This window comes from Klebsiella sp. CN_Kp075, from assembly GCF_040065055.2.
Taxonomy (GTDB): Bacteria; Pseudomonadota; Gammaproteobacteria; order Enterobacterales; family Enterobacteriaceae; genus Klebsiella; species Klebsiella aerogenes.
Window position 1 is genome coordinate 2,759,116 of sequence record NZ_CM198050.1, and the last position, 22,924, is coordinate 2,782,039.

Genomic DNA, 22,924 nt, shown 5'->3' on the forward strand with positions numbered 1-22,924 from the left:
GTCGGGTTGCTGTCGCCTCTCTGTCGGGTGCCCGTCGTGGCGCCCGGCAGGTTAAAAAATCACACTGGTCTCAGGTTCCCATCCGGAGATTAACACCATGAACAGCAGTACCCGAGTAAAGCAATTACGTCTGCAGCGCGCCTGGTCCCAGGAACAACTTGCCGAACTGGCTGGCGTCAGCGTTCGCACTATCCAGCGGATCGAAAACGGCGATCGCCCGGGGTTAGAAACCCTGAGCGCTCTGGCGGCGGTGTTTGAGATAAATGTGGCCGAGCTCAGCGACGATGCTCCCGTCGGTCACGAAGCATCGCTCGATTTACGTATCGAAGAAGCGAAAAGCCGCCTGCATCAGGAGAGCCGTTTTTTTCGCTCGCTGAGCGTGGCGGTCACGGTTTGCGTTTTGTTGCTGGTGATTAATCATTTCACCCAACCGGACGTCTACTGGTCAGTGTGGGTGGCAATCATCTGGGGCGCGTTATTGCTGCTGCGGGGATTACGTCTGTTTGTCTTTGCCGGGTGGATCCGCCAGTGGCGGCAGGCGCGACTGCAGCGCCTGCTGCGTAAATAGAAAAAGCCCGCTTAATGCGGGCTATCTCGTTACCAGACCTGGGCGGCGATCCCAGTGACCAGCCGCACTTTATCCCACTGCTGGGCTTCGCTTAGCGAATTGCCCTCTTCTGTGGAGGCAAAGCCGCACTGCGGGCTCAGGCAAATCTGCTCCAGCGGTACATACTGCGCCGCCTCCTGCAGTCGCGCCTTCACGCCTTCCGGATTTTCCAGTTCGCCGTTCTTGGTGGTGATCAGCCCAAGCACCACCTGCTGATGGCCTGGACGAATAAAGCGCAGCGGGGCAAAATCGCCGGAACGATCGTTGTCGTATTCAAGGAAAAACGCGTCAATGTTGACACCGCCGAAGAGAATTTCCGCCACGGGCTCGTAGCCGCCTTCTGAAATCCAGGTCGAGCGGAAGTTACCGCGACAGACGTGCAAGCCGACGGTGAGATCCTGCGGCTTCCCTTCAAGGGCTTTATTCAGTACCCGGGCATAGGTACGCGCCAGTTCGTCCGGATCGTCACCGCGCTCGCGTACCTGCTGGCGTTGTTCGTCTGAACATAAATAGGCCCAGACGGTATCATCAAGCTGCAGATAACGGCAGCCAGCGTCATAGAAAGCGCGGATCGCATCACGCCAGGTGGTTGCTAGATCGTCGAAGTATTCAGCCAGGTCCGGGTATACCGTGCTATCGATATCTTTACGCCCGCCGCGGAAGTGCAGCACGCTGGGGCTGGGGATGGTCATTTTCGGCTGCGCATTGCCGCTGACGCTTTTCAAAAAGCGGAAATCTTCCAGCATTGGATGGTTGCCGAAGCCCAGTTTACCGGTCACGCGCACGCCGTGCGCTTTGGTCTGTACGCCGTTGAACTGAATACCTTTCTCTGAATCGTAACGTTCAACGCCTTCCAGACCATCGAAGAAGTCGAAATGCCACCATGCGCGCCGAAATTCACCGTCAGTCACCACGTGCAGGCCGCAATCGCACTGCTGCTGAACCAATTGGCGGATGGCTTCATTCTCTATTTCACGCAGATGGCCGGCATCAATATTGCCCTCCGCTAACTGCAGGCGCGCCTGCTTAATGGCGTTAGGACGTAAAAAACTGCCGACGATATCTGCGCGAAACGGGGCCTGGTGACGTTGCATGTTCTCTCCTTAACGGCAGGCAGGTAGTTGCCTGCCGTGATAATTCATTATTTGAATTTTTAGACTTCTGGATGTCTATATGTCCAGATACTGTCATGCAGAAGGAGCATCGGCAAACGAGAAAAATTCATAGCTGTTGAATTTATTTCATGTTGCTGGCTTCGCTGACGCTAAATGCGAACCCCTCATCCGCCCAACCGGTCAGGCCACCGAGCATCATTTTTACCGGCCGGCCAAGCTGCGCCAGCTTTAAGGCGGCAATATCCGCGCCGTTGCAGTGCGGCCCAGCGCAATACACGACAAACAGCGTTTCCGCGGGCCACTGCGCCATTCGCGCGGCATTGATCTCGCGATGCGGAAGATGCAGCGCGCCAGGCAGGTGACGACGGGCGAAAACATCATGACTGCCTATCACATGCAGCAGCACAAAGTCCTGTTCACCGTGCTGCAAAGCGTGATGGACATCGGCGCAGTCGGTTTCGACACTCAGTTTATGGGCAAACCAGGCAGCGGCATCGGCCGGGGCGGCTGGCGTAAATTGGCTTACAACACTCATGGCGTATTCTCCTTGTCTGTGGTAACACTACTTTAACCACCACCCGACCCGGACCACCGCCCCCATTGATGACAGAAAACGCTGAAATCCTGACAACCAACAATGTGACACTGTCACCACCAAAAGTCGTCGTTCTGGCCTATGACGGCCTGTGTACCTTCGAGTTCGGCGTGGCGGTCGAGATTTTTGGTCTCCCGCGCCCGGAAATGGGCGATAGCTGGTATCGGTTCGCGGTCGCCGCCGTCGATGATGGCGAGCTTCGCGCCACCGGCGGTATTCGCATCGTCAGCGACGGCGGGCTGGCGCTGCTTAACGAAGCGGACACCATCGTCGTACCCGGCTGGCGAGGCATAGAAAGCGAGGTTCCTCAGGCGTTGTGCCAGGCGCTGGCGGCAGCGTATGCGCGCGGCTGCAGAATCGTCTCTATCTGTTCCGGGGTATTTGTGCTCGCCGCCGCCGGATTGCTTAACGGCCGGCAGGCCACCACCCATTGGCGTTACACAGCCCGGTTGCAGGAGCGTTTTCCGTTGATTGAAGTGGTGGAAGACGTGCTGTACGTCGGCGATGCGCGGCTGATGACCTCCGCCGGCAGCGCCGCGGGCATCGATCTTTGTCTGCATCTGGTGCGCGAAGATTTCGGTCACGAAGCGGCGAACATCGTCGCCCGGCGGCTGGTGGTGTCGCCGCACCGCGACGGCGGGCAGGCGCAGCAGGTGATCCGCCCGGTAGCAACAGCGCGTGAAAGCCAGCGCCTCGGCCAGCTGTTTGATTATCTACATCAGCATCTCGCTGAGAGCCATACCCTTGCCTCGCTGGCGCAGCGAATGGATATGAGCCCGCGCACTTTCTTGCGTCGTTTTCAGCAGGCGACCGGTAAATCGCCGGCCCGCTGGCTGCTTGATGAGCGGTTGCTTCGCGCCCGCCAGCAGCTCACCGATAGCCGTCTCAGCATCGACAGAATCGCCGAAATCTGCGGTTTCGCTAATGCCAGTACGCTACGTCACCACTTTCGCCAGCATTTCGCCGTGAGTCCGCTGCAATATCGAAAAAAGTTTTCCCCCGTCAGTAGTCATATTAAGATGGCCAGCGACAATAATTCACGTCGTTGAATTACACCTGCAAGGATTAAGCTGATGAAAAAAGAGTGTCGCGTCGTTATCTATAAAGAGGGGCTGCTGGGCAGTATGTTTTTTGGCGAAGCGAAAGCCGATCCCGATAAAATGAGCCGGTTCCTCACTGAGTACACGCAGCAGGGCTGGGAAGTCAAAACCATGGCGGTCGAACGCCGCCGCAGCGCCCTGTTCTGGTCGCGCGAAGCCTATTTATTTGTGCTCGAACGCGCCATCTGATGCGTTAATTTATTTCATAAACATAACGCTATTCTGGTTAATCTTTTGTTTAGATTGACCAGGATATTATCTATTCAACAACCGTAAACCCTGTTCAATGAGGACAACATTAGCGCATAAATAAGATGGAGGTAGATCATGCTGGGAAATATGCATGTTTTCATGGCCGTACTGGGAACCATCCTGTTCTTTGGTTTTCTGGCCGCGTATCTAAGCCACAAATGGGATGACTGATGAACGACGATAATCCCCACCCGTAAGCGCCCCCTGCTGCTGTTGCACCAGGGGGCGTTCTGCGTTAAGTCACTTCTTTGAACGCCTGGCACATCATCCCCACTGCCTGTTTACTGCCGCTTATAAGGTCTTTCTACGCTTGCGCGAATACATCACTTCATCGCTTTGTTTGAGCATATCCCCGAGCGTAGGATAACGGCTGACATCGCTCTGTAGCTCGCCGTAAGAGTAATTAATGTTATAGGGTTTTCCTGACGTCTGGTTGTAATGATCGACACTCTCACGCAGCTTTTGCAAGAATGTGTCGGCACGCCCGTTGCGGGTAATGATGGCGGCGAACTCATCGCCGCCTAAACGGCCGACAACCTCGCCTGGCAGCAGATGTTGCGCCAGAAACGCCGCGAAGGTTTTTAGCACCTCGTCCCCCTCCGCATGCCCCCACAGATCGTTAATGGGTTTGAATTTATCGAGATCAAAAAAGACCAGGCTAAACGGCGTTGCGTTGCTAGTCAGCGTACGGAAACGTTTATCGCCGATACGGTAAAAGCCGCGCCGGTTAGCGATGCCGGTCAGACTGTCGGTCATCGCCATGCCAATCACCTGGAACTCATCCTCGACGATATACGCCAGATCCTTGAGGACGGCGATCTCTTCATCGTTGAACTCGCGCGGCGTGGTATGAATCAGGCATAGCGTGCCGGCCACGGCGCCATCGGGCAGATGGACAGGATAGCCCGCGTAGAAGCGGATATAGGGTTCGCCCGTCACCAACGGGTTATCATAAAAACGATCGTCATTGACCGCATCGTTAACGATGAATGCGCCGTCCTGCAAGATGGCGTGGGCGCAAAAAGAGATATCGCGCCGGGTCTGGCGAATCCCCAACCCCTGACAGGCGAGCAGCCACTGCCGTTCACGGTCGAGCAGGCTGATGAGTACCACCGGCACCTGAAAAATTCTTTTAGCCAGCCGGGTGAGGCGTTCGAAACGCTCATCATCACGGGTATCGAGCAGGTCCGCCAGATACAGCGATTTCAGTCTTTCTTCTTCATTTTCCGGTACGCCTGGGAATTTCATAAAGCCTCATTGCAATAAAGCGAAAAAATCAGATGGCGGGATTAATGAGCAGCCGATGAAAAGCGCGTCAGCGCCCCATACCAGTCATAGCTGCCCTGGGTACCAATTTCGCGTTCCCCCTCTTCCAGCTTCAGCAGAAAACGTCGTTTGTTGAGCTGATCGAGGTTATGAAAGTAATTCGCCAGCCGTCGGGCTAAATCTTCATACATGGCGAAAGCCACCGCGGTCCCTTGCGCCGCATCGGCGTATTTAGCAAATTCGTTCTTAATCGCCTGAAAATCATCGTTCATTGAAAGCACCACCTCCTGTCGCAATGTCATCAGTATGGTTAGCCCTGGCCGTTTTTTCCATCCCAATAGCTATCCGCATTTTATGCTGGCTTAAAAAATACGGCCCAGGGAAGCGCCGAGACCCACGCCATGAAAAACAATGCGTTTATGCTGTTATCAGCGCAAATTATCGGCAATTAGCAGAAGATAATAAAATCGCCAGCGACGAGCCAGGGGTGAATAGGCAAAAAAAAACCGCCATGTGACTGGCGGTGAATAAATGCTTGCATGGATAGATCGTAGATTGTATTTAGCGTTTTCGTAGAAAAGCGTCGGGACTTCCTACGTCTGACTCGCAGGCTAGCACGCCCTTGTTCAATAAATCTTAAACCGCAGACGTACTCAGAGCTTCTCCACCAGCGCTTTAAGTTCCGCGATCAGCGGCGCGGTATTATCCTGCGTCGCGAGCGGCCAGGTCGACTGACGTACCACCAGCCGCGCCGGCAGCAGCTCGCGCAGGCGGCCGGTCGGCGCCGCCATCTGCTGCATCAGTAATTCCACCGCCCGCCGGCCTAACAGATCAAAATCCTGGGCGACGGTGGTAAGCGGCGGCTGAAAGTAAAGGCTATCGGCCGTATCGTCATAGCCGGTCACCGAAATCGCCTGGCTGCCGCGTCGATTAAGCTGCGCCAGCGCGCTTAGCACCCCGAGTGCCATCTGATCGTTGGCGACCACGATCGCGCTTAATTTCGGGTTTTTATGCAGCAACTCGAAGGTTTTTTGCCAGCCGCTGGCGGCGCTCCAGTCGCCGAACACCGTGATCGATTGACTGACCCCAAGCCGGTGCAGCGTCTCGCGCCAGCTGCCGAGGCGCATCCGCGCCGACACCGAGCTTTCCGGCCCGGCCAACAGGCCAAACTCTCGGTGCCCTAATTCCCAAAGGTGGCGCACGCAGGCGCCGCAGCCATCGCGATGATCGAAACGCACGCAGGAGACATCTGTCTCCGGCGAGACATCGAGAAACAAACAGGCGATATCCGTATTTTCCGCCGCCAGCCGTTCGGCGACGCTGCTCTCCAGCGGCAGGCTGATAATGGTGCCTCGAATATGCTGGGCGCGAAACTCATCCAGCCGCGCCTGCAGCGCCGGGTAATCACTTTGCGCCGGCATGGCGATGGCGACCTCCAGCCCCTGCTCACCGGCATACCTTTTCACCGCCGCGGCAATTTGCGACGGCGCGTGTAAGGTCAACGACGCGGTGATAAGCCCTATCGATGCCGCCGCTTTGCCCGCCAATAGCTGTGCCGAACGGTTAGGTACATAGTGCAGCGTCTGCATCGCACGCAGCACCTTTTCACGGGTGCGCTGCGCCACAATCTGTGGGTTATTCACCACCCGCGACACCGTCTGCTGCGAAACGCCCGCCTCGCGGGCGACATCTTCTAAAGTGGCTGAACGGCGCTGCATCGCGTACTCCTGTCAGTGAAAACGGCGTAATGTCTTACGCTAACATTTTATGTCTTCCTTACGACAAAAATCTGCTATTTGCGCCGTGATTCGTGATCGTGAATGGGTTTCATTTTCGCCAACATTGCGGGTCTGTGGAAAATACCCGATAACCCGATGAGATTGTTTAGCGAATAACATTTATTACCATTATCCGTCAGGTATGCGTATGCAACGATATGATTCAGGCGCCGCTCGCGGCCCCGCTTTTCACGAAGTTCTGGCCCGCGAGGACTGGCAAAACCAGACTATCACTCACCTCAACCGCCTGCCCGCCCATCCCTCTTTTGCCAGCTGGCGCGATGCCGATGCGGCGCGCGACAACCGCCCTTCCGACCGCCGCCGTCAGCTGGACGGCGAATGGCAATTTTCCTATGCCCGTAGTCCGTTTCAGGTGGATGCCAACTGGCTGCAGCATGACCTGCCCGACAGCCGCCCGACGCCGGTGCCTTCAAACTGGCAAATGGAGGGCTATGACGCGCCGATTTACAGCAACGTCCGCTATCCGATTGATACCGTGCCGCCGCGGGTGCCCGAAGACAACCCTACCGGCTGCTATTCGCTACAGTTGACCGTCGATGAGGCGTGGCGGGTCGAAGGGCAAACGCAAATTATCTTTGACGGCGTTAACTCCGCGTTTCATCTGTGGTGCAACGGCGAGTGGGTCGGCTACTCCCAGGATAGCCGTCTTCCCGCCGCCTTTGATTTAAGCCCGTTTCTGCAGCAAGGCGCCAACCGCCTGTGCGTGATGGTGATGCGCTGGAGCGCGGGCAGCTGGCTTGAAGATCAGGATATGTGGCGCATGAGCGGTATCTTCCGTTCGGTGTGGCTGTTGCATAAACCGCAGGCCCGCCTCAGCGATGTGCAATTAACCCCGCAGCTCGATGCTCTATATCGCGACGCGCGATTACAGGTCAAGCTTAGCGTCGAGGCCGCGCCTGAAGCGCTGGCGGCGCTGGAAATTAACGTCGCGCTGTGGGATGGCAAAACGCGCCTTGCCAGCCAGCGCCAGCCGCTGGGTACGCCGATTATCGATGAACGCGGCAGCTACGGCGAGCGGGCAATTGTCAATCTCGATATTGAGCGCCCGCGGCTGTGGAGCGCCGAGCAGCCGCATTGTTACCGCGCGGTGGTATCGCTATGGCGCGGCGAGACGTTGCTTGAAGCGGAAGGCTGGGATATTGGTTTTCGCCAGGTAGAAATCCGCGACGGGCTACTGTTGCTCAACGGCAAGCCGCTATTGATTCGCGGCGTCAACCGCCACGAACATCATCATCAGCGCGGCCAGGTGGTCAACGAAGAGGATATGGTGCAGGACATTCTGCTGATGAAGCAGAACAATTTCAACGCCGTGCGCTGTTCGCACTACCCCAACGCCCCGCGCTGGTACGAGCTATGCAACCGCTACGGCCTGTACGTGGTGGACGAAGCCAATATCGAAACTCACGGCATGGTACCGATGAATCGGCTGTCTGACGATCCGGCCTGGCTTGCCGCTTACAGCGCGCGCGTCACCCGTATGGTGCAGAGCAACCGCAATCATCCCTCGATCATTATCTGGTCGCTGGGTAATGAGTCCGGCTGCGGCGACAACCATCAGGCCATGTACCAGTGGTTGAAGCATAACGACCCTTCGCGTCCGGTACAGTATGAAGGCGGCGGCGCCGACAGCAGCGCCACCGATATTATCTGCCCGATGTACGCCCGCGTCGAGCGCGACCAGCCCTTCCCGGCGGTACCCAAATGGTCGATCAAGAAGTGGATCGGGATGCCCGGCGAACAACGCCCGCTGATCCTCTGCGAATACGCCCACGCGATGGGCAATAGCCTGGGCAATTTCGCCGATTACTGGCAGGCTTTCCGCGACTATCCTCGCCTGCAGGGCGGTTTTATCTGGGATTGGGCCGACCAGGCAATCGAGAAAACGTTCCCGGATGGTAGCGTCGGCTGGGCCTATGGCGGCGATTTCGGCGATAAACCTAACGACCGGCAGTTCTGCATGAATGGCCTGGTATTCCCCGACCGGCGCGCCCATCCTTCGCTCATCGAGGCCAAACATGCGCAACAGTATTTCCAGTTCGCCTTGCTGGAGCAAAGTCCGCTGCGGATTGCTATCACCAGCGAATATCTGTTCCGCGTCACCGATAACGAAATGCTGCGCTGGCAGGTTCAGTGCGCGGGAGAAACGATAGCCAGCGGCGACTTAGCGCTGGCGCTGCAGCCGCAAGGACGGGCGGAATTGATTCTTAGCGACGGCCTGGCCCTGCCGCGCGGCGCCCGTGATGTCTGGCTGCAGCTCGAAGTGATCCAGCCGCAGGCGACGTCATGGTCTGAGCCCGGTCACCGCGTCGCCTGGCAGCAGCTAGCGCTTGCCGCGCCGCTGGCGCTATCTGAGACGTCCGCCGAAGGCCCGGCGCCGGTCCTGACGATCGAACCCACGTTCTATCAGGTCAGCGTCGGATCCCAGCGCTGGATTATCGACCGTCAGAGCGGACGTTTAAGCGAATGGTATGCCGCGGGCAAACAGCAGTTGCTGACCCCGCTGGCGGATCAGTTTATCCGTGCGCCGCTGGACAATGATATTGGCGTCAGCGAAGTCGAACGTATCGATCCGAACGCCTGGGTCGAGCGCTGGAAGAGCGCCGGTCTGTATTCGTTGACGACCCGCTGCGTGAAATGCGAGGCGCAGCAGCTGGTGCGGGAGGTGATCGTTGATAGCCACTGGCACTATCTGCGCGGCGAGGAGACGGTCATTGCCAGCCACTGGCGCATGACCTTCACGGCCGACGGCGGGCTCCAGATCACCGTTGATGGCGAACGTGCCGCAACGTTACCGCCGCTGGCGCGCGTCGGGCTGCGCTTCCAGGTCGCCGATCAACATGCCGAAGTCAGCTGGTTGGGATTAGGGCCGCACGAAAACTATCCGGATCGCAAAAGCAGCGCCTGTTTTTCGCGCTGGCAACAGCCGCTGCGCGAGATGAGCACGCCCTATATCTTCCCCAGCGAAAACGGTCTGCGCTGCGATTGCAAAGCGCTGGACTGGGGATGCTGGCACGTCGCAGGCCAGTTCCACTTCTCGGTGCAGCCGTACAGTACGGAACAGCTGATGACGACCGATCACTGGCATCGTATGACGCCGGAAAAAGGCGTCTGGATCACGCTCGACGGCCAGCATATGGGCGTTGGCGGCGATGATTCCTGGACACCAAGCGTTCTGTCACAGTGGCTGCTGCTCGAGGCCCAATGGCACTATCAGGTTACGCTTCATTGTCAATAATAACGGGGGCTTCGGCCCCCACCGCACAGGTATAATAAGATATGAAACTCTCTGAACTCACGCCCCGCGAACGGCATAATTTTATCTATTTCATGCTGTTCTTTTTCTTTTACTATTTCATTATGTCGGCTTACTTTCCCTTTTTTCCGGTGTGGCTGGCGGAAGTAAATCATTTAACGAAAACCGAAACGGGGATTGTTTTCTCCTCCATTTCGCTGTTCGCGATAATATTCCAACCGGTGTTTGGTCTGATTTCCGATAAGCTCGGGCTGCGTAAACATCTGCTGTGGACCATTACCGTACTGCTTATTTTGTTCGCCCCGTTCTTTATTTTTGTCTTCTCGCCGCTGCTGCAAATGAACATTATCGCCGGCGCGCTGGTGGGAGGTATTTATTTAGGCGTAGTGTTTTCCAGCGGTTCCGGCGCGGTCGAGGCCTATATTGAACGCGTCAGCCGCGCCAACCGTTTCGAATACGGCAAAGTACGCGTCTCCGGCTGCGTCGGCTGGGCGCTGTGCGCGTCAATTACCGGCATCTTGTTCGGTATCGACCCTAACATTACCTTCTGGATAGCCTCCGGTTTTGCGCTGGTGCTTGGCGTGTTGTTATGGCTATCGCGCCCGGAGGCCAGCAGCAGCGCGCAGGTTATCGACGCCATCGGCGCCAACCGCCAGGCCTTTTCACTGCGTACGGCGGCCGAACTGCTGCGAATGCCGCGCTTCTGGGGATTTATTATTTATGTGGTAGGCGTCGCCAGCGTCTATGACGTTTTCGACCAGCAGTTCGCTAACTTTTTTAAAGGCTTTTTCGCCACGCCGCAGCGTGGAACCGAGGTCTTCGGCTTTGTCACCACCGGCGGTGAATTACTCAACGCGCTGATTATGTTCTGCGCACCGGCAATTATTAACCGCATCGGCGCGAAAAACGCCCTGCTGACCGCCGGCATAATTATGTCGATGCGCATCCTCGGATCTTCTTTTGCGACTTCGGCGGTGGAAGTGGTCATTTTAAAAATGCTGCATATGTTTGAATTACCGTTCCTGCTGGTCGGCACTTTCAAATATATTTCTTCCGCATTTAACCCTAAGCTTTCCGCCACCCTATTTTTAATCGGCTTTAACCTGTCGAAACAGCTTTCCGGGGTAGTGCTTTCGGCTTGGGTGGGACGGATGTACGACACCGTAGGTTTTCACCAGGCCTACCTGATCCTCGGCTCAATCACCCTGAGCTTTACCCTGATATCGCTATTTACCTTAAAAGGTAGTAAGACACTGCTGCCTACAGCAGAGTATAACAATGCGTCCTGAGATTATCCTTCCGTCACGGATGACGGAGACGCCGCTTTGATTTGCGTTTGCCCGCCGCTATTCTCCAGTTCGTAGAGGCGGCACTCCGCTCGCGCTGAGATCAATTGCGCCAGTTCTGCCGAGTGGCTGGTAAGCCAGATCTGGCTATAGCGTGACGCTTCGACAATCAGACGCGCCAGCGCCGGGAACATCTGGCGATGCAGGCTGTTTTCCGGCTCATTAATGGCGAGAAACGCCGGTGGCCGTGGGCTGAGTAACGCGACCGCCAGGCACAAAAAACGCAGGGTGCCGTCAGACATCTCCGCCGCCAGCAGCGGCCGATAAATCCCCTCCCGGCGCATCTTCATCACGAAACGCGAGTTGTCGTTCTCGCAGAAAAAGGTACAGTCGGGGAACGCTTCGCCGAGGATTTCGTGCAGCAACTCCTCAGCGCCGATTTCGACGATAGTCTGAAAGGCCGCCGCCAGATTGCCGCCATCGCTATCGAGCACCGGTGAACGGTAGCCGACCGTCGGCTGGCGGAGCGGTGAAAGCCTGCCGATGGCAAACTCATGGTAAAAACGCCAGCGGCGCATGGTCTCCCGCACGCGCGACACTTCCGGGAAACGATGCGGTTCGCCTAGCTGGCCGAAAATAGACTCGTTTTCGTAAATAGTATCGGTGAAGGTACTTTTTTCGCCATTGACATCAACCAGAAACGCCGCCTGGTTTTTCCGCTGCAGTACCCGTGACGATGGCCGGCGGTTAAAACCCGATAGCCAGATATTCTCTTCTTTAACGATCGGGTCAAGCATAAATTGCGTTGGATACGGCAGTTTTTCCGGAAACCCGACCTGCAATTCGTATTCAAATTCGTCGGTCAGGCAGGCGATTTGCAGACGCCGTGGGTGGCGGTCGGTCGGCGCCTGTTTCCCCGACCACATGATATTCTCAAGCCCACCCTCCTCGCTGACATAGCTGGAAAACTGGCCGCTGGCCGAGGCGGTTAACAGGTGAATCGCTTTGTAGATGTTCGATTTTCCGCAACCGTTGGGGCCAAACACGATATTCAGCGGCCCGAGTTCCAGTTCAATCGCCCTGACTGAACGGAAATTGTTAATGCGAATGCGGTTAATCATACCTTTCCTCTGGCGCGCCGATGCTCAACTGAGCGATTTTTTCATCCCGCGCGTTAGCGCGACTCTGGCGAGTTTATCGGCATCCAGATGTGAATCACTAAAGACGCCGAAAAACAGGCGTTCATCATCAATAACCTGCGACACGACCCGGTAGTTCAACGGCTGTCCGGATGGCGCGCCGTACTGCGCAGGAGTGACGGAAACTTCCGTCGCGGTGTCGGCGACGCTAACCAGCAGACCATCTGCTTTGCCGCCCACCAGCATGACCTTAATTAACGGGTGCACTGTATTCCTCCCGAGTGGGGTCAAAAATGTCATTGAACAAGTCCCTGGCCACGCTGAAGCGCCGCAGGAAAAAAAATCGTCGTATGTACTTTTTTATAGTTCATAGCGGCCTGGAGTATAAAAAAAAACGAATTGCACTTTGTAAGCACGCATTATTAGTAGTAAAGGCCGACAAATGATGAAGGAAAAAAGTGGAATTGTGAATCTTAACAACTCTTATTTGTTGCTCAGGGCGTTGAGAATGGTCGCAAAATGTACATTGGTTACAGTGGGATGCTGAGCTATTTGGTAGCCGGACAAGACGCGATGCGCCGCCTCGGAGAAAAAACCGGGCGGCGACGAATAGCACAGTATCTACAAGCCGCGATTTTTCAACATCGGCTCGATCAGCGGATCGTGCCCGCGCCAGTCGCGATACAGCGCTTCGAGATCGCAGCTATTACCGCGCGACAAAATCGCCTCGCGGAAACGTTGACCGTTTTCCCGGGTTAATCCCCCCTGCTCGACAAACCACTGATAACCATCGTCGGCAAGCATTTGCGTCCACAAATAGGCATAGTAGCCCGCCGCATAACCGCCGCCGAAAATATGCGAGAAATAGCTGCTGCGATAGCGCGGCGGAACTGCCGCCAGATCCATCTGCTCCTCGCGCAGCGATTGCTGTTCAAAAGCATCGACATCCTGCGGCAGCGCCTGCGGGGTGACGCTGTGCCAGCGCATGTCAAGCAGCGCCGCCGCCAGCAGTTCGCTCATGTCATAACCCTTATTGAACGTTGAGGCGCGGAACATGCTGTCGCGCAGATCATCGGGCATGGCTTCGCCGGTCTGGTAGTGCTTCGCATAATGGGCGAAGACCTGCGGCTCGCTGGCCCAATGTTCATAAATCTGCGACGGGAATTCCACGAAATCACGCGGCGTATTGGTGCCTGAAAGACTCGCATAGCGCTGGTTAGCGAACAGGCCGTGCAGCGCATGGCCAAATTCGTGGAACAGCGTGATGACGTCATCCCACGATAGCAGCGCGCAGCCGCCGGCTTTTGGTTTCTGGTAGTTGCAAACGTTGTAAATCACCGGACGCTGGGCACGCAGCGTCGATTGCTCGACAAACACATCCATCCAGGCGCCACCGCTTTTGCTGTCACGCGAGAAGTAGTCGCCGTAAAACAGCGCCATTCCTTCGCCGTTGGCATCAAAGATTTCCCATACCCGTACATCGGGATGGTAAAGCGGAATATCAAAACGTTCGACAAAACGAATGCCAAATAGTTGGGAGGCGGTCCAGAACACGCCATCTTCCAGCACCCGATCCAGGGCGAAATAGGGTTTTAGCTGCGCTTCATCGATGGCGAATTTAGCGCGCCGCACCTGCTCGCCGTAATATAACCAGTCCCAGGCCGCAGCCTGAAAATCGCCACCCTCTTCATCAATAACCTGCTGGATATCGGCAAGCTCCTGTTCGGCGCGACGGCGGGCCGCCGGCGCGATGCGGCGCATAAAAGCCAAAGCCTCAGACGGCGTTTTCGCCATCTGGTCAGCCATCGACCAGCTCGCGTAATCTGCGACGCCGAGCAATGCGGCCTTACGCGCGCGGATTTCCGCCAGCCGCAAAACCAGTTCACGGGTGTCGTTGGCATCGCCCTTCTGGTTACGCGTCCAGCCTGCAGTGAATAGATTGTGCCGGGTCTGGCGATCGGCAAGGGCCTGTAGCGCCGGTTGCTGGGTGGTATTGGTCAGCGCCAGCAGCCAACGGTCCTGCAGGCCTTTATCGCGCGCGGCATCGGCGGCGGCGGCAATCTCATCCGCGGCCAGCCCGTCGAGCTGGTGTTGATAATCGACAACCAGACCGCCGGACTTCACCGCCGCCAGCAGACGCTGCTGGAACTGACTTTGCAGCGACGCCTCCTCGGTATTCAATGCTTTTAGCGCGGTTTTCTGCTCTTGCGCCAGCGCGGCTCCCGCCAGCTGGAAACGCTGCCAGCTCACCTCAAGCAGACGCCGCGACTCCGGATCCAGATTCAGGGCGTCGCGCTGCTGCCAGACCTGTTTGACTCGCTGGTACAGCGCATCGTTGAGCCAGATATCGTTGCCAAGCTCGGCGAGCTCGGCGGAGAATTGTTCATCCAGTTGCTGTATCAGCGGATTAGTATTCGCCCCGGCCATAGCGAAAAAGACCCGGGTCACCCGGCCCAGGAGCTGGCCGCTCTGCTCCAGCGCGACCAGGGTATTGTCAAAATCCGCCGGCGCCGGATTGTTGACGATTGCCGCAATCTCCTCGCGCTGGCGCCGAACGCCCTCATCAAAAGCCGGGCGATAATGGCTATCTGCAATCAAATCAAAATGCGGCGCCTGGTACGGCAGCAGGCTGACGTGTAAAAAGGGATTATTGTCCGTCATCATTCTCTCCTGAACGCGGGTATCCACTAAGATTAGGCAACTCATTGATTGGCCGCAATGATTTATCCAGCCAGCGCGCTATACCAACAGATGACGATACGATTTTCCTTTACCGCGCGGCGTTAACGCGTGCTATGTTATGACAACACAAAAAGCTTTGAGGAACAGTAAGATGATTATTCTGGTGACTGGTGCAACTGCTGGATTTGGCGAAAGTATTACTCGTCGTTTTATCGCTAACGGCCACAAAGTGATCGCCACCGGGCGTCGTGAAGAGCGCCTGAAGACGCTCAAAGAGGAGCTTGGCGATAACCTGTATACCGCGCAACTCGACGTGCGTAATCGCGCCGCCATCGAAGAGATGATTGCCGGGCTGCCCGCGGACTGGCAGTCTATCGATGTTCTGGTGAATAACGCCGGCCTGGCATTGGGTCTGGAACCCGCTCATCGCGCCAGCGTCGAAGACTGGGAAGACATGATCGATACCAATAATAAAGGCCTGGTGTACATGACCCGCGCGGTGTTGCCGGGGATGGTGGAGCGTAATCGCGGCCATATTATTAATATCGGTTCGACCGCCGGTAGCTGGCCCTACGCCGGCGGCAACGTCTACGGCGCGACCAAAGCTTTCGTACGCCAGTTCAGCCTGAATCTGCGCACTGATTTGCACGGCACCGCGGTTCGCGTCACCGATATCGAGCCGGGCCTGGTAGGCGGCACCGAGTTCTCCAACGTCCGTTTTAAAGGCGACGATGCGAAAGCCGGTAAAACTTACGAGAACACCCAGGCGCTGACGCCGGAAGATGTCACCGAAGCGGTGTGGTGGGTCGCGAATCTGCCGAAACATGTCAACATTAACACGCTGGAAATGATGCCGGTCAGCCAGAGCTTCGCCGGGCTCAGCGTCCATCGTCAGGGCTAACGCTCTCAGCGGCCTGGCCTGCGGGCCAGGTCTGGGCGGAACGGCAAAAAACGAGTAAAATAATGCTCATAACCCATTAAAAAGTAATCATCAATGGCCGCAGAAACGCAACTGAATCCGACCCAGCCCGTCAATCAGCAAATCTATCGCATCCTTCGTCGGGATATTGTCCATTGCCTGATCCCGCCGGGAACCCCGCTGTCAGAGAAAGAGGTGTCGGTGCGGTTTGATGTTTCGCGCCAGCCGGTACGGGAAGCCTTCATCAAATTAGCGGAAAACGGGTTGATTCAGATCCGTCCCCAGCGCGGCAGCTATGTGAATAAAATCTCAATGACCCAGGTGCGCAACGGCTGTTTCGTACGTCAGGCCATTGAGTGCGCGGTAGTGCGCCGCGCAGGAACGATGATCAACGATGAACAGCTCTATCAGCTGGAACAAAACCTCAACCAGCAGCGGGTGGCGGTTGAACGTCAGCAGCTCAATGATTTTTTCCAGCTCGATGATGAATTTCACCAGAAATTATCCCTTATCGCCGACTGCCAGCTGGCGTGGGACACCATTGAAAATATCAAGGCGACCATCGATCGGGTACGCTATATGAGCCTTGACCACGTGACTCCGCCCGATATGCTGCTGCGTCAGCATCTCGATATTTTTCAGGCACTGGAAAAACGCGATCTTGATGCCGTAGAAAAGGCGATGAATATTCACCTGCATGAAATTAGCGAGTCGGTTTTGTTGATTCGTCAGGAAAATAGCGAGTGGTTCAGCGAAGAATAATGGGTTAAGCGGCAGCCAACGTTGCGTCAGCTGCCGTAAAATAGATTACCGAACCACTAACACCGGAATTTTGGCATAGCGTAAAACGGATTCGGCGTTAGAACCGAGGAGATGAGTTGATATCCCCGGCTTGCGTGAACCAATAACGATAACGTCAAAATTCTCTTTTTCGCTCAGCGCTAATATTTCATCACGCACATTGCCAAAAACAATGCGGGTATGGATCCGCGACGCCGGGATTGAAAACAATCGCGACAGATCGCGCATTTTCTTTTCCGACTCCTCTTTCATGAAGGCTTCAAATTTACGAATATCCGCCGTAAAGCCGCGCAGCAAAGAACTGGTGCTGTTTGGCAGCACGTTCAGCAACGTGATTTCACCTTCTTCGGCAGATGCTAAAAAATCCGCGTGACGAACGGCCTTATCGCTTAAATCCATTTCAAACACATCGACCGGCAATAATATCTTTTTGTACATAGCCTGAGCTCCTTAGTCCTGAAGAAACCGTTGGGGGGATTTTATTCTGCCATATTTAAGCGTGCGGGAATACGATCAATCACCCAAATAAATACTTCAGAGATAAAAATAAACATCAACAATATATAATTAATTATGGAAAGTTAGAGTTATGTATAGACGGGAAATATCAGAGGCTATTCGTATTGCTAATACAAAAATAGCCCGACTCGCTATGCGATGCCGGGCTATGAATGGAATGATGTTTTTTTACTGGCCTTTAGCCCATTCGGCGACGGTCGCCTTGGCGCCGTGAATCTGTAAAGAGAGATACGCCGCCGTCACCGCATCGACAAAACGCGGTTCCTGCGGCAGACTTTCGCCGAAAATGGCCTTAATACCCAGCAGCGCCTGCACGCGTTCGCTACCCTCTTTACTACCCTGCACCGCCTGTTGAATGACCGGCAGTAGCGGATCGCTGATTTCAATCGCCTGCCCCTTGTCATCGACACCGCTCACGTAGCGCATCCAGCCGGCAATACCCAGCGCCAGCAGGCTGAAATCACTGTGATGCGCCAGGTGCCAGCGCACGGAGTCCAACATACGTTGCGGGAGCTTCTGGCTACCGTCCATCGCAATCTGCCAGGTGCGGTGCTTAAGCGCCGGATTGCTATAACGCTCAATGAGCAAACCCGCATAACGCGCCAGATCCACGCCCTGTACACTCAGCGTCGGCGCTTGCTCTTGCAACATTAACGCCTGCGCGGCGCGGCGGTAGTTATCATCCTGCATGCAATCATTGATATGCTGATAACCGGCGAGATAGCCCAGATAAGCGAGGAACGAATGGCTGCCGTTGAGCATTCGCAGCTTCATCTCCTCAAACGGCACGACGTCAGTGACCAGCTCCGCGCCGGCTTTCTCCCACTGCGGACGACCGGCGACGAAGTTATCTTCGATAACCCACTGGCGGAACGGTTCACAGGCCACACCGGCCGGATCGCGCACCCCGGTGAGTTGTTCAATTTTATCCAGCGTATCAGCGGTCACTGCCGGAACGATGCGGTCGACCATTGTGGAAGGGAACGTCACGTTCTGCTCAATCCACTGCGCCAGTTCGTCATCCACGGCGCGGGCATACGCACAAACTACGTTTCGCATTACGTGGCCGTTTTCCGGCATATTGTCGCAGGACATGACGCTGAAAGCCGGCAGACCGGCGGCGCGACGGCGCGCCAGCGCTTCTACCACCACGCCCGGCGCCGATTTCGGCTGGTGTGGAGTTTGCAGATCGGCGGCAATCAGCGGGTTATCAAGCTGCAGCTGACCGGTGGCCGGAGAGTGGCAGTAGCCTTTTTCGGTGATGGTCAGCGAGACAATCGCTACCTGAGGCTCGCACATTTTCGCCAACACGCTTTCCAGGCCATCGACCTGCGCATGCATCGCCTGCTTCACCACGCCGACGACGCGTGCGGTCCAGGCATCGGCGGACATTTCAGCCACCGTATAGAGCAGGTCCTGCTGTTGCAAATCGGCAATCTGCTGCTCACCGCCAATGAGGTTCACTTCGGTATAGCCCCAGTCGCTGCCGTGTTCGGCGGCAAGGATATCGGCATACACCGCCTGATGGGCGCGGTGAAAAGCCCCAAAACCGAGATGAACGATGCGAGAAACCAGCTTGCTGCGATCGTAAGAAGGAAGCGTTGCCCTAGCGTTTAAAAGCGTGTTTTCCATGGTGTCTCTCATTTTTATGATGACTGATAAATCATTCTCAAACAGAATGTTTTGGTGAGGTAAACCATCGCACGCAATTGGTATGACATCTTTGATTTTCATCAACTACCATACAAGAAGATCCGGCGCTGTCGCGTTTCGTGATCCTGCGCGCAATGGCGGGGATGAGCCGGGAGTATCCCGGCTAGATAACGTTAACGATGAGATTATGATTTCGCGTATTGGCCATTCGCGTTTAGCGCCTGACGCGTACCGGCGTCCGCCGCATCGTGGTCCAGACTCAGGTCACGGTCACACACTTCCGGCATCAGTAATGACGAGATGAGACCGATAGCTGAATAACAGATCAGCATCGCGACAATCGGCCACCACGAACCGGTTACGTTACAGAAGATACCGGCCAGCACCGGTCCGAATCCCACCGCCACCAGGCCGCCGGCCTCTTTTGAGATAGCCATTCTGGTAAAGCGATTACGCGAGCCGAACATTTCCGCCATGGTGATATTTTCCAGCGCAAACAGACCCAGTACCGCCACGTTATGAATAACAATCAGGGACAGCATAATGGTGCTGGCGCTATAGCTTTTATCGACAATAATAGCCAGCATCGGCCAGGCCAGAATAATGGCGGAAATATTGACGATAATATAAGGTAAACGGCGCCCAACTTTATCCGATAGCCAGCCTAACAGTGGGATAGTAATAAAGCCAATCACTGAGCTAATCATTAAGGCATCGGTCGGAATCGCTTTATCAAATAATAGACTTTGAACCAGATATCCCGCGAGAAATGTTTGCAATAAACCGGAATTACCGGCCTGTCCAAAGCGTAAACCGGTCGCCAGCCAGAATGATTTACTTTTTAACATCGCGCCGAAGGTATTTTGCGCGGCGGCGGCTTTAGCCTTAACTTCATCGGCTTCGTTGACCTGTTCAAATACCGGGCTCTCTTTCAGATTTAAACGCAGCCAAATGGCAAAGATCATTACCACGACGCTTGCAAGGAACGGAATACGCCAGCCCCAGGCGATGAGTTGTTCGCGATCGAGCAGGAAGAACATCACTGCCCAGATGGCCGTGGCGCTCAGCGTCCCGCAGTTGGTGCCCATCGCCACCAGAGAAGAGATGATGCCGCGTTTCCCTTTCGGCGCATATTCCGCCAGCATGGTACCGGCGCCGGAAATTTCGGCGCCCGCTCCCAGCCCCTGAATAATACGCAGGGTCACCAGTAACACCGGCGCAAAAATACCAATCTGCGCATAGGTGGGTAATACGCCGATTAACGTGGTGCAAATGCCCATCATGGTGATGGTAATAAACAGAACCTTTTTACGCCCGATGCGATCCCCCATTTTACCGAATATGAAAGCGCCGACGATCCGCGCAATATATCCTGCGCCATAGGTTCCCATCGCTAATATCAGCGCCATGGCCGCCGACTGCTCCGGGAAAAATATCTCATGAAAGACCAGCGCGGCGCCTAAAGAATAAAGCTGGAAATCCATAAATTCCAGTGCCGTGCCAAGCCAGCCGGATACCGCGGCGCGGATAAGATCCGTAGTGCTTCTCTCATTTTTAGCTGTCGTCATAATAATAATCTCTAAAGTAGGATACAGCGAGGTTATTTATATTTATGCGTTGAAGGTTAATAACACCTTACAACAATGCTTGCGGTCTTCTTCAAATAACGTCATGGCATCGACAACATGCTCGAAAGCAAACTGATGGGTGATAAGCCGATCCGGATTAATTAAGCCGTTTGCCAACCATTCAAGAACCAGCGGGAATTTATTGGCATTGAGCCTGGACGAATAAATAGTGAGCTCTTTGCCGGTGATCCCCTGCTGCGCCACCATTGACGGTTCGGTAGAAAAGCCCATCAGCACAATCCTGCCTGCCGGCGAAGCCAGTGCGATGGCCTCTGGGAAAATCGCCGGATGGCAGGCGGCGTCGATAATCAGCGTCGGTCGGATACCCTGCGCTTCCAGCGCCTGCGCCAGCGGTTGCTCCTTATTATTAATGGTCCAGTCGGCGCCGTTTTGCTGCGCCATCTGCAGCCGCTCAGGGATCTGATCGGCGACGATCACCTGCCGCACGTTATAGACGCGCTTGAGCACCTGAATGGTGGTCAGCCCCATCGGCCCAGCGCCGTAGACCAGCGCGATATCCTGTTCGCGTGGTTTAGCCTGGCCGGTGACATTCGCCGCAATAGTAAAGGGCTCCACCATTACCGCATGATGGTCGCTCACGTTCTCCGGCACCGGCCAGGCATTTTTGGCCGGTACCACCGCGTATTCGCTAAACCCGCCATCGCGATGGACGCCCAGCACCACCAGCGACGCGCAGACGTTGGGCTTACCGACCGAACAGGGATAACAGTGGCCGCAGCTGATCACCGGATCAACCGTCACCCGCTGGCCCACGACTTTATCCGTCACGCCCTCGCCCACGGCATCAATCACGCCGAAAAACTCGTGGCCAATGACCCGCGGATATTTGGCGAACGGATTATGTCCACGATAGATGTGGCTATCTGAGCCGCAAATTCCCGCCAGTTTCACCTTTACCCGCACTTCCCCGTTCCCCGGCTGCGGCAATGGCCGTTCTTCAATCGCCAGCGCGTTCGGCTGTTGGATAACAATACTTTTCATTTTTCTCTCCTTACCAATTCCACAAAGTGCCATCTTCGAGGCGCGCCACCGGCAGACAGGCGGGTTCATAGGGGTATTTCGCCGCCAGCTTCTCGTCGAACTCGATGCCCAGCCCTGGTTTATCGCCCGGATGCATATAGCCATTGTCAAAACGCCAGCTATGCGGGAAGACCTCCAACATCTGTTCGGAATAGCCCATGTACTCCTGAACGCCGAAATTTGGCACCCACAGATCGAAATGCAGCGCCGCCGCCATGCATACCGGAGAGAGATCGGACGGCCCGTGAGAGCCGGTGCGAACCTGGTACAATGAAGCAAAATCGGCGATGCGCCGCATGCCGCTGATCCCGCCAGCGTGGGTAATAGTGGTGCGGATATAATCAATGAGCTGTTCTTCAATCAGCTGTTTGCAATCCCAGATGCTATTAAAGACTTCGCCGACGGCAATCGGCGTGACGGTATGCTGGCGAATTAAGCGGAAGCACGCCTGATTCTCTGCCGGTGTCGGATCTTCCATCCAGAACAGACGATACTCCTCAACGCTTTTACCAAATCGCGCCGCCTCGATCGGCGTCAGGCGATGGTGCATGTCGTGCAGTAAATGCTCGTTGAAACCAAATCGTTCGCGCACGGCGGCAAATAGCCGCGGGGTGAAATCCAGATATTTCTCCGTTGACCACAGCTGCTCTTCCGGCCACACGCCTTTGGTCGCCGGCTCGTATGCCTGACCTTTGCCCTTGGCCATGCCGTAGGTGGTTTTCATCCCCGGAATACCGCACTGCACGCGGATCGCCTTAAAACCCATTTCCTGATGGCGGGCGTAGTCGTCCAGCACTTCATCAATGGAATGACCGGTGGTGTGGCAGTAGACCATCACCCCTTCGCGCGAGGCGCCGCCCAGCAGTTGGTAAAGCGGCATTCCGGCGGCTTTGGCTTTGATATCCCACAGCGCCATATCAACGGCGGAAATAGCCGACATGGTCACCGGACCGCGGCGCCAGTAGGCGCCTTTGTAGAAGAACTGCCAGATATCTTCGATGCGGTGAGCATCACGGCCAATCAGCTGCGGACAAAGGTGATCTTTCAGGTATGAGGCGACCGACAATTCACGGCCGTTGAGCGTGGCATCACCGAGGCCGACAATCCCGTCATCGGTGGTGATTTTTAAGGTGACGAAGTTACGCCCTGGGCAGGTAACGAACACGTCGGCGGCAACGATCTTCATGGGTAATTCCTTACATCTGTGCGGTTAGTGATCAAAATTAAATCACCAGACCTACTACCATACAAGTATGATATTTAAAAAAG

At 55.6% G+C, this 22,924-nt stretch carries 21 protein-coding genes; 8 read left to right on the forward strand and 13 right to left on the reverse strand.

The features are described 5' to 3' along the window. Nucleotides 1-97: 97 nt before the first annotated feature. The gene (gene relB, locus ABLV78_RS13215; protein WP_047048101.1) at nucleotides 98-568 is read left to right on the forward strand and encodes a type II toxin-antitoxin system RelB family anti-toxin; all 471 of its coding nucleotides are present in this window, start codon (nucleotides 98-100) and stop codon (nucleotides 566-568) included. A 29-nt stretch (nucleotides 569-597) separates the two neighbouring features. On the opposite strand, the gene ABLV78_RS13220 is transcribed toward relB, so the two are convergent. Both ABLV78_RS13220 and ABLV78_RS13225 read right to left on the reverse strand, forming a co-directional pair. Next, complete coding sequence (locus tag ABLV78_RS13220; protein ID WP_015366738.1) at nucleotides 598-1,701, reverse strand: cobalamin-independent methionine synthase II family protein; 1,104 nt, start codon at nucleotides 1,699-1,701, stop codon at nucleotides 598-600. Nucleotides 1,702-1,843: 142 nt separating this feature from the next. After that, complete coding sequence (locus tag ABLV78_RS13225; RefSeq protein ID WP_047048097.1) at nucleotides 1,844-2,257, reverse strand: rhodanese-like domain-containing protein; 414 nt, start codon at nucleotides 2,255-2,257, stop codon at nucleotides 1,844-1,846. A 68-nt stretch (nucleotides 2,258-2,325) separates the two neighbouring features. Here ABLV78_RS13225 and ftrA point away from each other — a divergent pair, with 68 nt between their 5' ends. The 3 genes from ftrA (at nucleotide 2,326) to mgtS (ending at nucleotide 3,840) form a co-directional block, all read left to right on the forward strand. Next, nucleotides 2,326-3,366: a transcriptional regulator FtrA gene (gene ftrA, locus ABLV78_RS13230; protein WP_045394579.1), complete on the forward strand. Its 1,041-nt coding sequence runs from the start codon at nucleotides 2,326-2,328 to the stop codon at nucleotides 3,364-3,366. Between the two features lie 24 nt (nucleotides 3,367-3,390). After that, nucleotides 3,391-3,606 (forward strand): DUF4177 domain-containing protein, encoded by a 216-nt coding sequence (locus tag ABLV78_RS13235; protein ID WP_015366741.1) that lies wholly within the window; start codon nucleotides 3,391-3,393, stop codon nucleotides 3,604-3,606. A gap of 138 nt (nucleotides 3,607-3,744) precedes the next feature. Beyond that, the gene (gene mgtS, locus ABLV78_RS13240; RefSeq protein ID WP_004102377.1) at nucleotides 3,745-3,840 is read left to right on the forward strand and encodes a protein MgtS; all 96 of its coding nucleotides are present in this window, start codon (nucleotides 3,745-3,747) and stop codon (nucleotides 3,838-3,840) included. 120 nt (nucleotides 3,841-3,960) lie between these two features. On the opposite strand, the gene ABLV78_RS13245 is transcribed toward mgtS, so the two are convergent. The 3 genes from ABLV78_RS13245 to ABLV78_RS13255 all read right to left on the reverse strand — a co-directional run bounded on the left by ABLV78_RS13245 (nucleotide 3,961) and on the right by ABLV78_RS13255 (nucleotide 6,653). Further along, a complete protein-coding gene (locus tag ABLV78_RS13245; protein WP_045394581.1) occupies nucleotides 3,961-4,917 on the reverse strand; it encodes a sensor domain-containing diguanylate cyclase in 957 nt (318 codons plus the stop codon). Nucleotides 4,918-4,958: 41 nt separating this feature from the next. Next, the gene (locus ABLV78_RS13250; RefSeq protein WP_045394583.1) at nucleotides 4,959-5,207 is read right to left on the reverse strand and encodes a hypothetical protein; all 249 of its coding nucleotides are present in this window, start codon (nucleotides 5,205-5,207) and stop codon (nucleotides 4,959-4,961) included. 381 nt (nucleotides 5,208-5,588) lie between these two features. Further along, entirely contained in the window at nucleotides 5,589-6,653 is a 1,065-nt protein-coding gene (locus ABLV78_RS13255) for a LacI family DNA-binding transcriptional regulator (protein ID WP_047048093.1), read from the reverse strand. 208 nt (nucleotides 6,654-6,861) lie between these two features. Here ABLV78_RS13255 and ABLV78_RS13260 point away from each other — a divergent pair, with 208 nt between their 5' ends. Together ABLV78_RS13260 and ABLV78_RS13265 are read left to right on the forward strand one after the other, a co-directional pair. Then, complete coding sequence (locus ABLV78_RS13260; RefSeq protein WP_047048091.1) at nucleotides 6,862-9,969, forward strand: beta-galactosidase; 3,108 nt, start codon at nucleotides 6,862-6,864, stop codon at nucleotides 9,967-9,969. A 41-nt stretch (nucleotides 9,970-10,010) separates the two neighbouring features. After that, complete coding sequence (locus ABLV78_RS13265; protein WP_045394589.1) at nucleotides 10,011-11,276, forward strand: MFS transporter; 1,266 nt, start codon at nucleotides 10,011-10,013, stop codon at nucleotides 11,274-11,276. 2 nt (nucleotides 11,277-11,278) lie between these two features. On the opposite strand, the gene ABLV78_RS13270 is transcribed toward ABLV78_RS13265, so the two are convergent. From ABLV78_RS13270 to dcp, 3 genes are all read right to left on the reverse strand, one after another. Next, nucleotides 11,279-12,394 carry an AAA family ATPase gene (locus ABLV78_RS13270; RefSeq protein ID WP_045394592.1) on the reverse strand — a complete coding sequence of 372 codons (1,116 nt, stop codon included), beginning with the start codon at nucleotides 12,392-12,394 and terminating at the stop codon, nucleotides 11,279-11,281. A gap of 24 nt (nucleotides 12,395-12,418) precedes the next feature. Further along, complete coding sequence (locus ABLV78_RS13275; RefSeq protein ID WP_045394594.1) at nucleotides 12,419-12,679, reverse strand: hypothetical protein; 261 nt, start codon at nucleotides 12,677-12,679, stop codon at nucleotides 12,419-12,421. A gap of 354 nt (nucleotides 12,680-13,033) precedes the next feature. Then, nucleotides 13,034-15,073 (reverse strand): peptidyl-dipeptidase Dcp, encoded by a 2,040-nt coding sequence (gene dcp / locus ABLV78_RS13280; protein ID WP_045394597.1) that lies wholly within the window; start codon nucleotides 15,071-15,073, stop codon nucleotides 13,034-13,036. Nucleotides 15,074-15,245: 172 nt separating this feature from the next. On the opposite strand from dcp, the gene ydfG reads away from it, so the two are divergent. Beyond that, nucleotides 15,246-15,995 (forward strand): bifunctional NADP-dependent 3-hydroxy acid dehydrogenase/3-hydroxypropionate dehydrogenase YdfG, encoded by a 750-nt coding sequence (gene ydfG / locus ABLV78_RS13285; protein WP_045394599.1) that lies wholly within the window; start codon nucleotides 15,246-15,248, stop codon nucleotides 15,993-15,995. Between the two features lie 93 nt (nucleotides 15,996-16,088). Next, nucleotides 16,089-16,775: a GntR family transcriptional regulator gene (locus ABLV78_RS13290; protein ID WP_045394600.1), complete on the forward strand. Its 687-nt coding sequence runs from the start codon at nucleotides 16,089-16,091 to the stop codon at nucleotides 16,773-16,775. Between the two features lie 45 nt (nucleotides 16,776-16,820). Here ABLV78_RS13290 and ABLV78_RS13295 read toward each other — a convergent pair whose 3' ends face one another. The 5 genes from ABLV78_RS13295 to manD form a co-directional block, all read right to left on the reverse strand. Continuing rightward, nucleotides 16,821-17,252: a universal stress protein gene (locus tag ABLV78_RS13295; RefSeq protein ID WP_047048088.1), complete on the reverse strand. Its 432-nt coding sequence runs from the start codon at nucleotides 17,250-17,252 to the stop codon at nucleotides 16,821-16,823. A 249-nt stretch (nucleotides 17,253-17,501) separates the two neighbouring features. Next, nucleotides 17,502-18,965, reverse strand: coding sequence for a mannitol dehydrogenase family protein (locus ABLV78_RS13300; RefSeq protein ID WP_047048084.1), 1,464 nt, complete (start codon nucleotides 18,963-18,965; stop codon nucleotides 17,502-17,504). A gap of 206 nt (nucleotides 18,966-19,171) precedes the next feature. After that, nucleotides 19,172-20,554, reverse strand: coding sequence for an MFS transporter (locus ABLV78_RS13305; protein ID WP_047048083.1), 1,383 nt, complete (start codon nucleotides 20,552-20,554; stop codon nucleotides 19,172-19,174). A gap of 42 nt (nucleotides 20,555-20,596) precedes the next feature. Beyond that, the gene (locus ABLV78_RS13310; protein WP_047048082.1) at nucleotides 20,597-21,616 is read right to left on the reverse strand and encodes a Zn-dependent oxidoreductase; all 1,020 of its coding nucleotides are present in this window, start codon (nucleotides 21,614-21,616) and stop codon (nucleotides 20,597-20,599) included. Between the two features lie 10 nt (nucleotides 21,617-21,626). After that, a complete protein-coding gene (gene manD / locus ABLV78_RS13315) occupies nucleotides 21,627-22,841 on the reverse strand; it encodes a D-mannonate dehydratase ManD (RefSeq protein ID WP_047048080.1) in 1,215 nt (404 codons plus the stop codon). Nucleotides 22,842-22,924 lie beyond the last annotated feature (83 nt).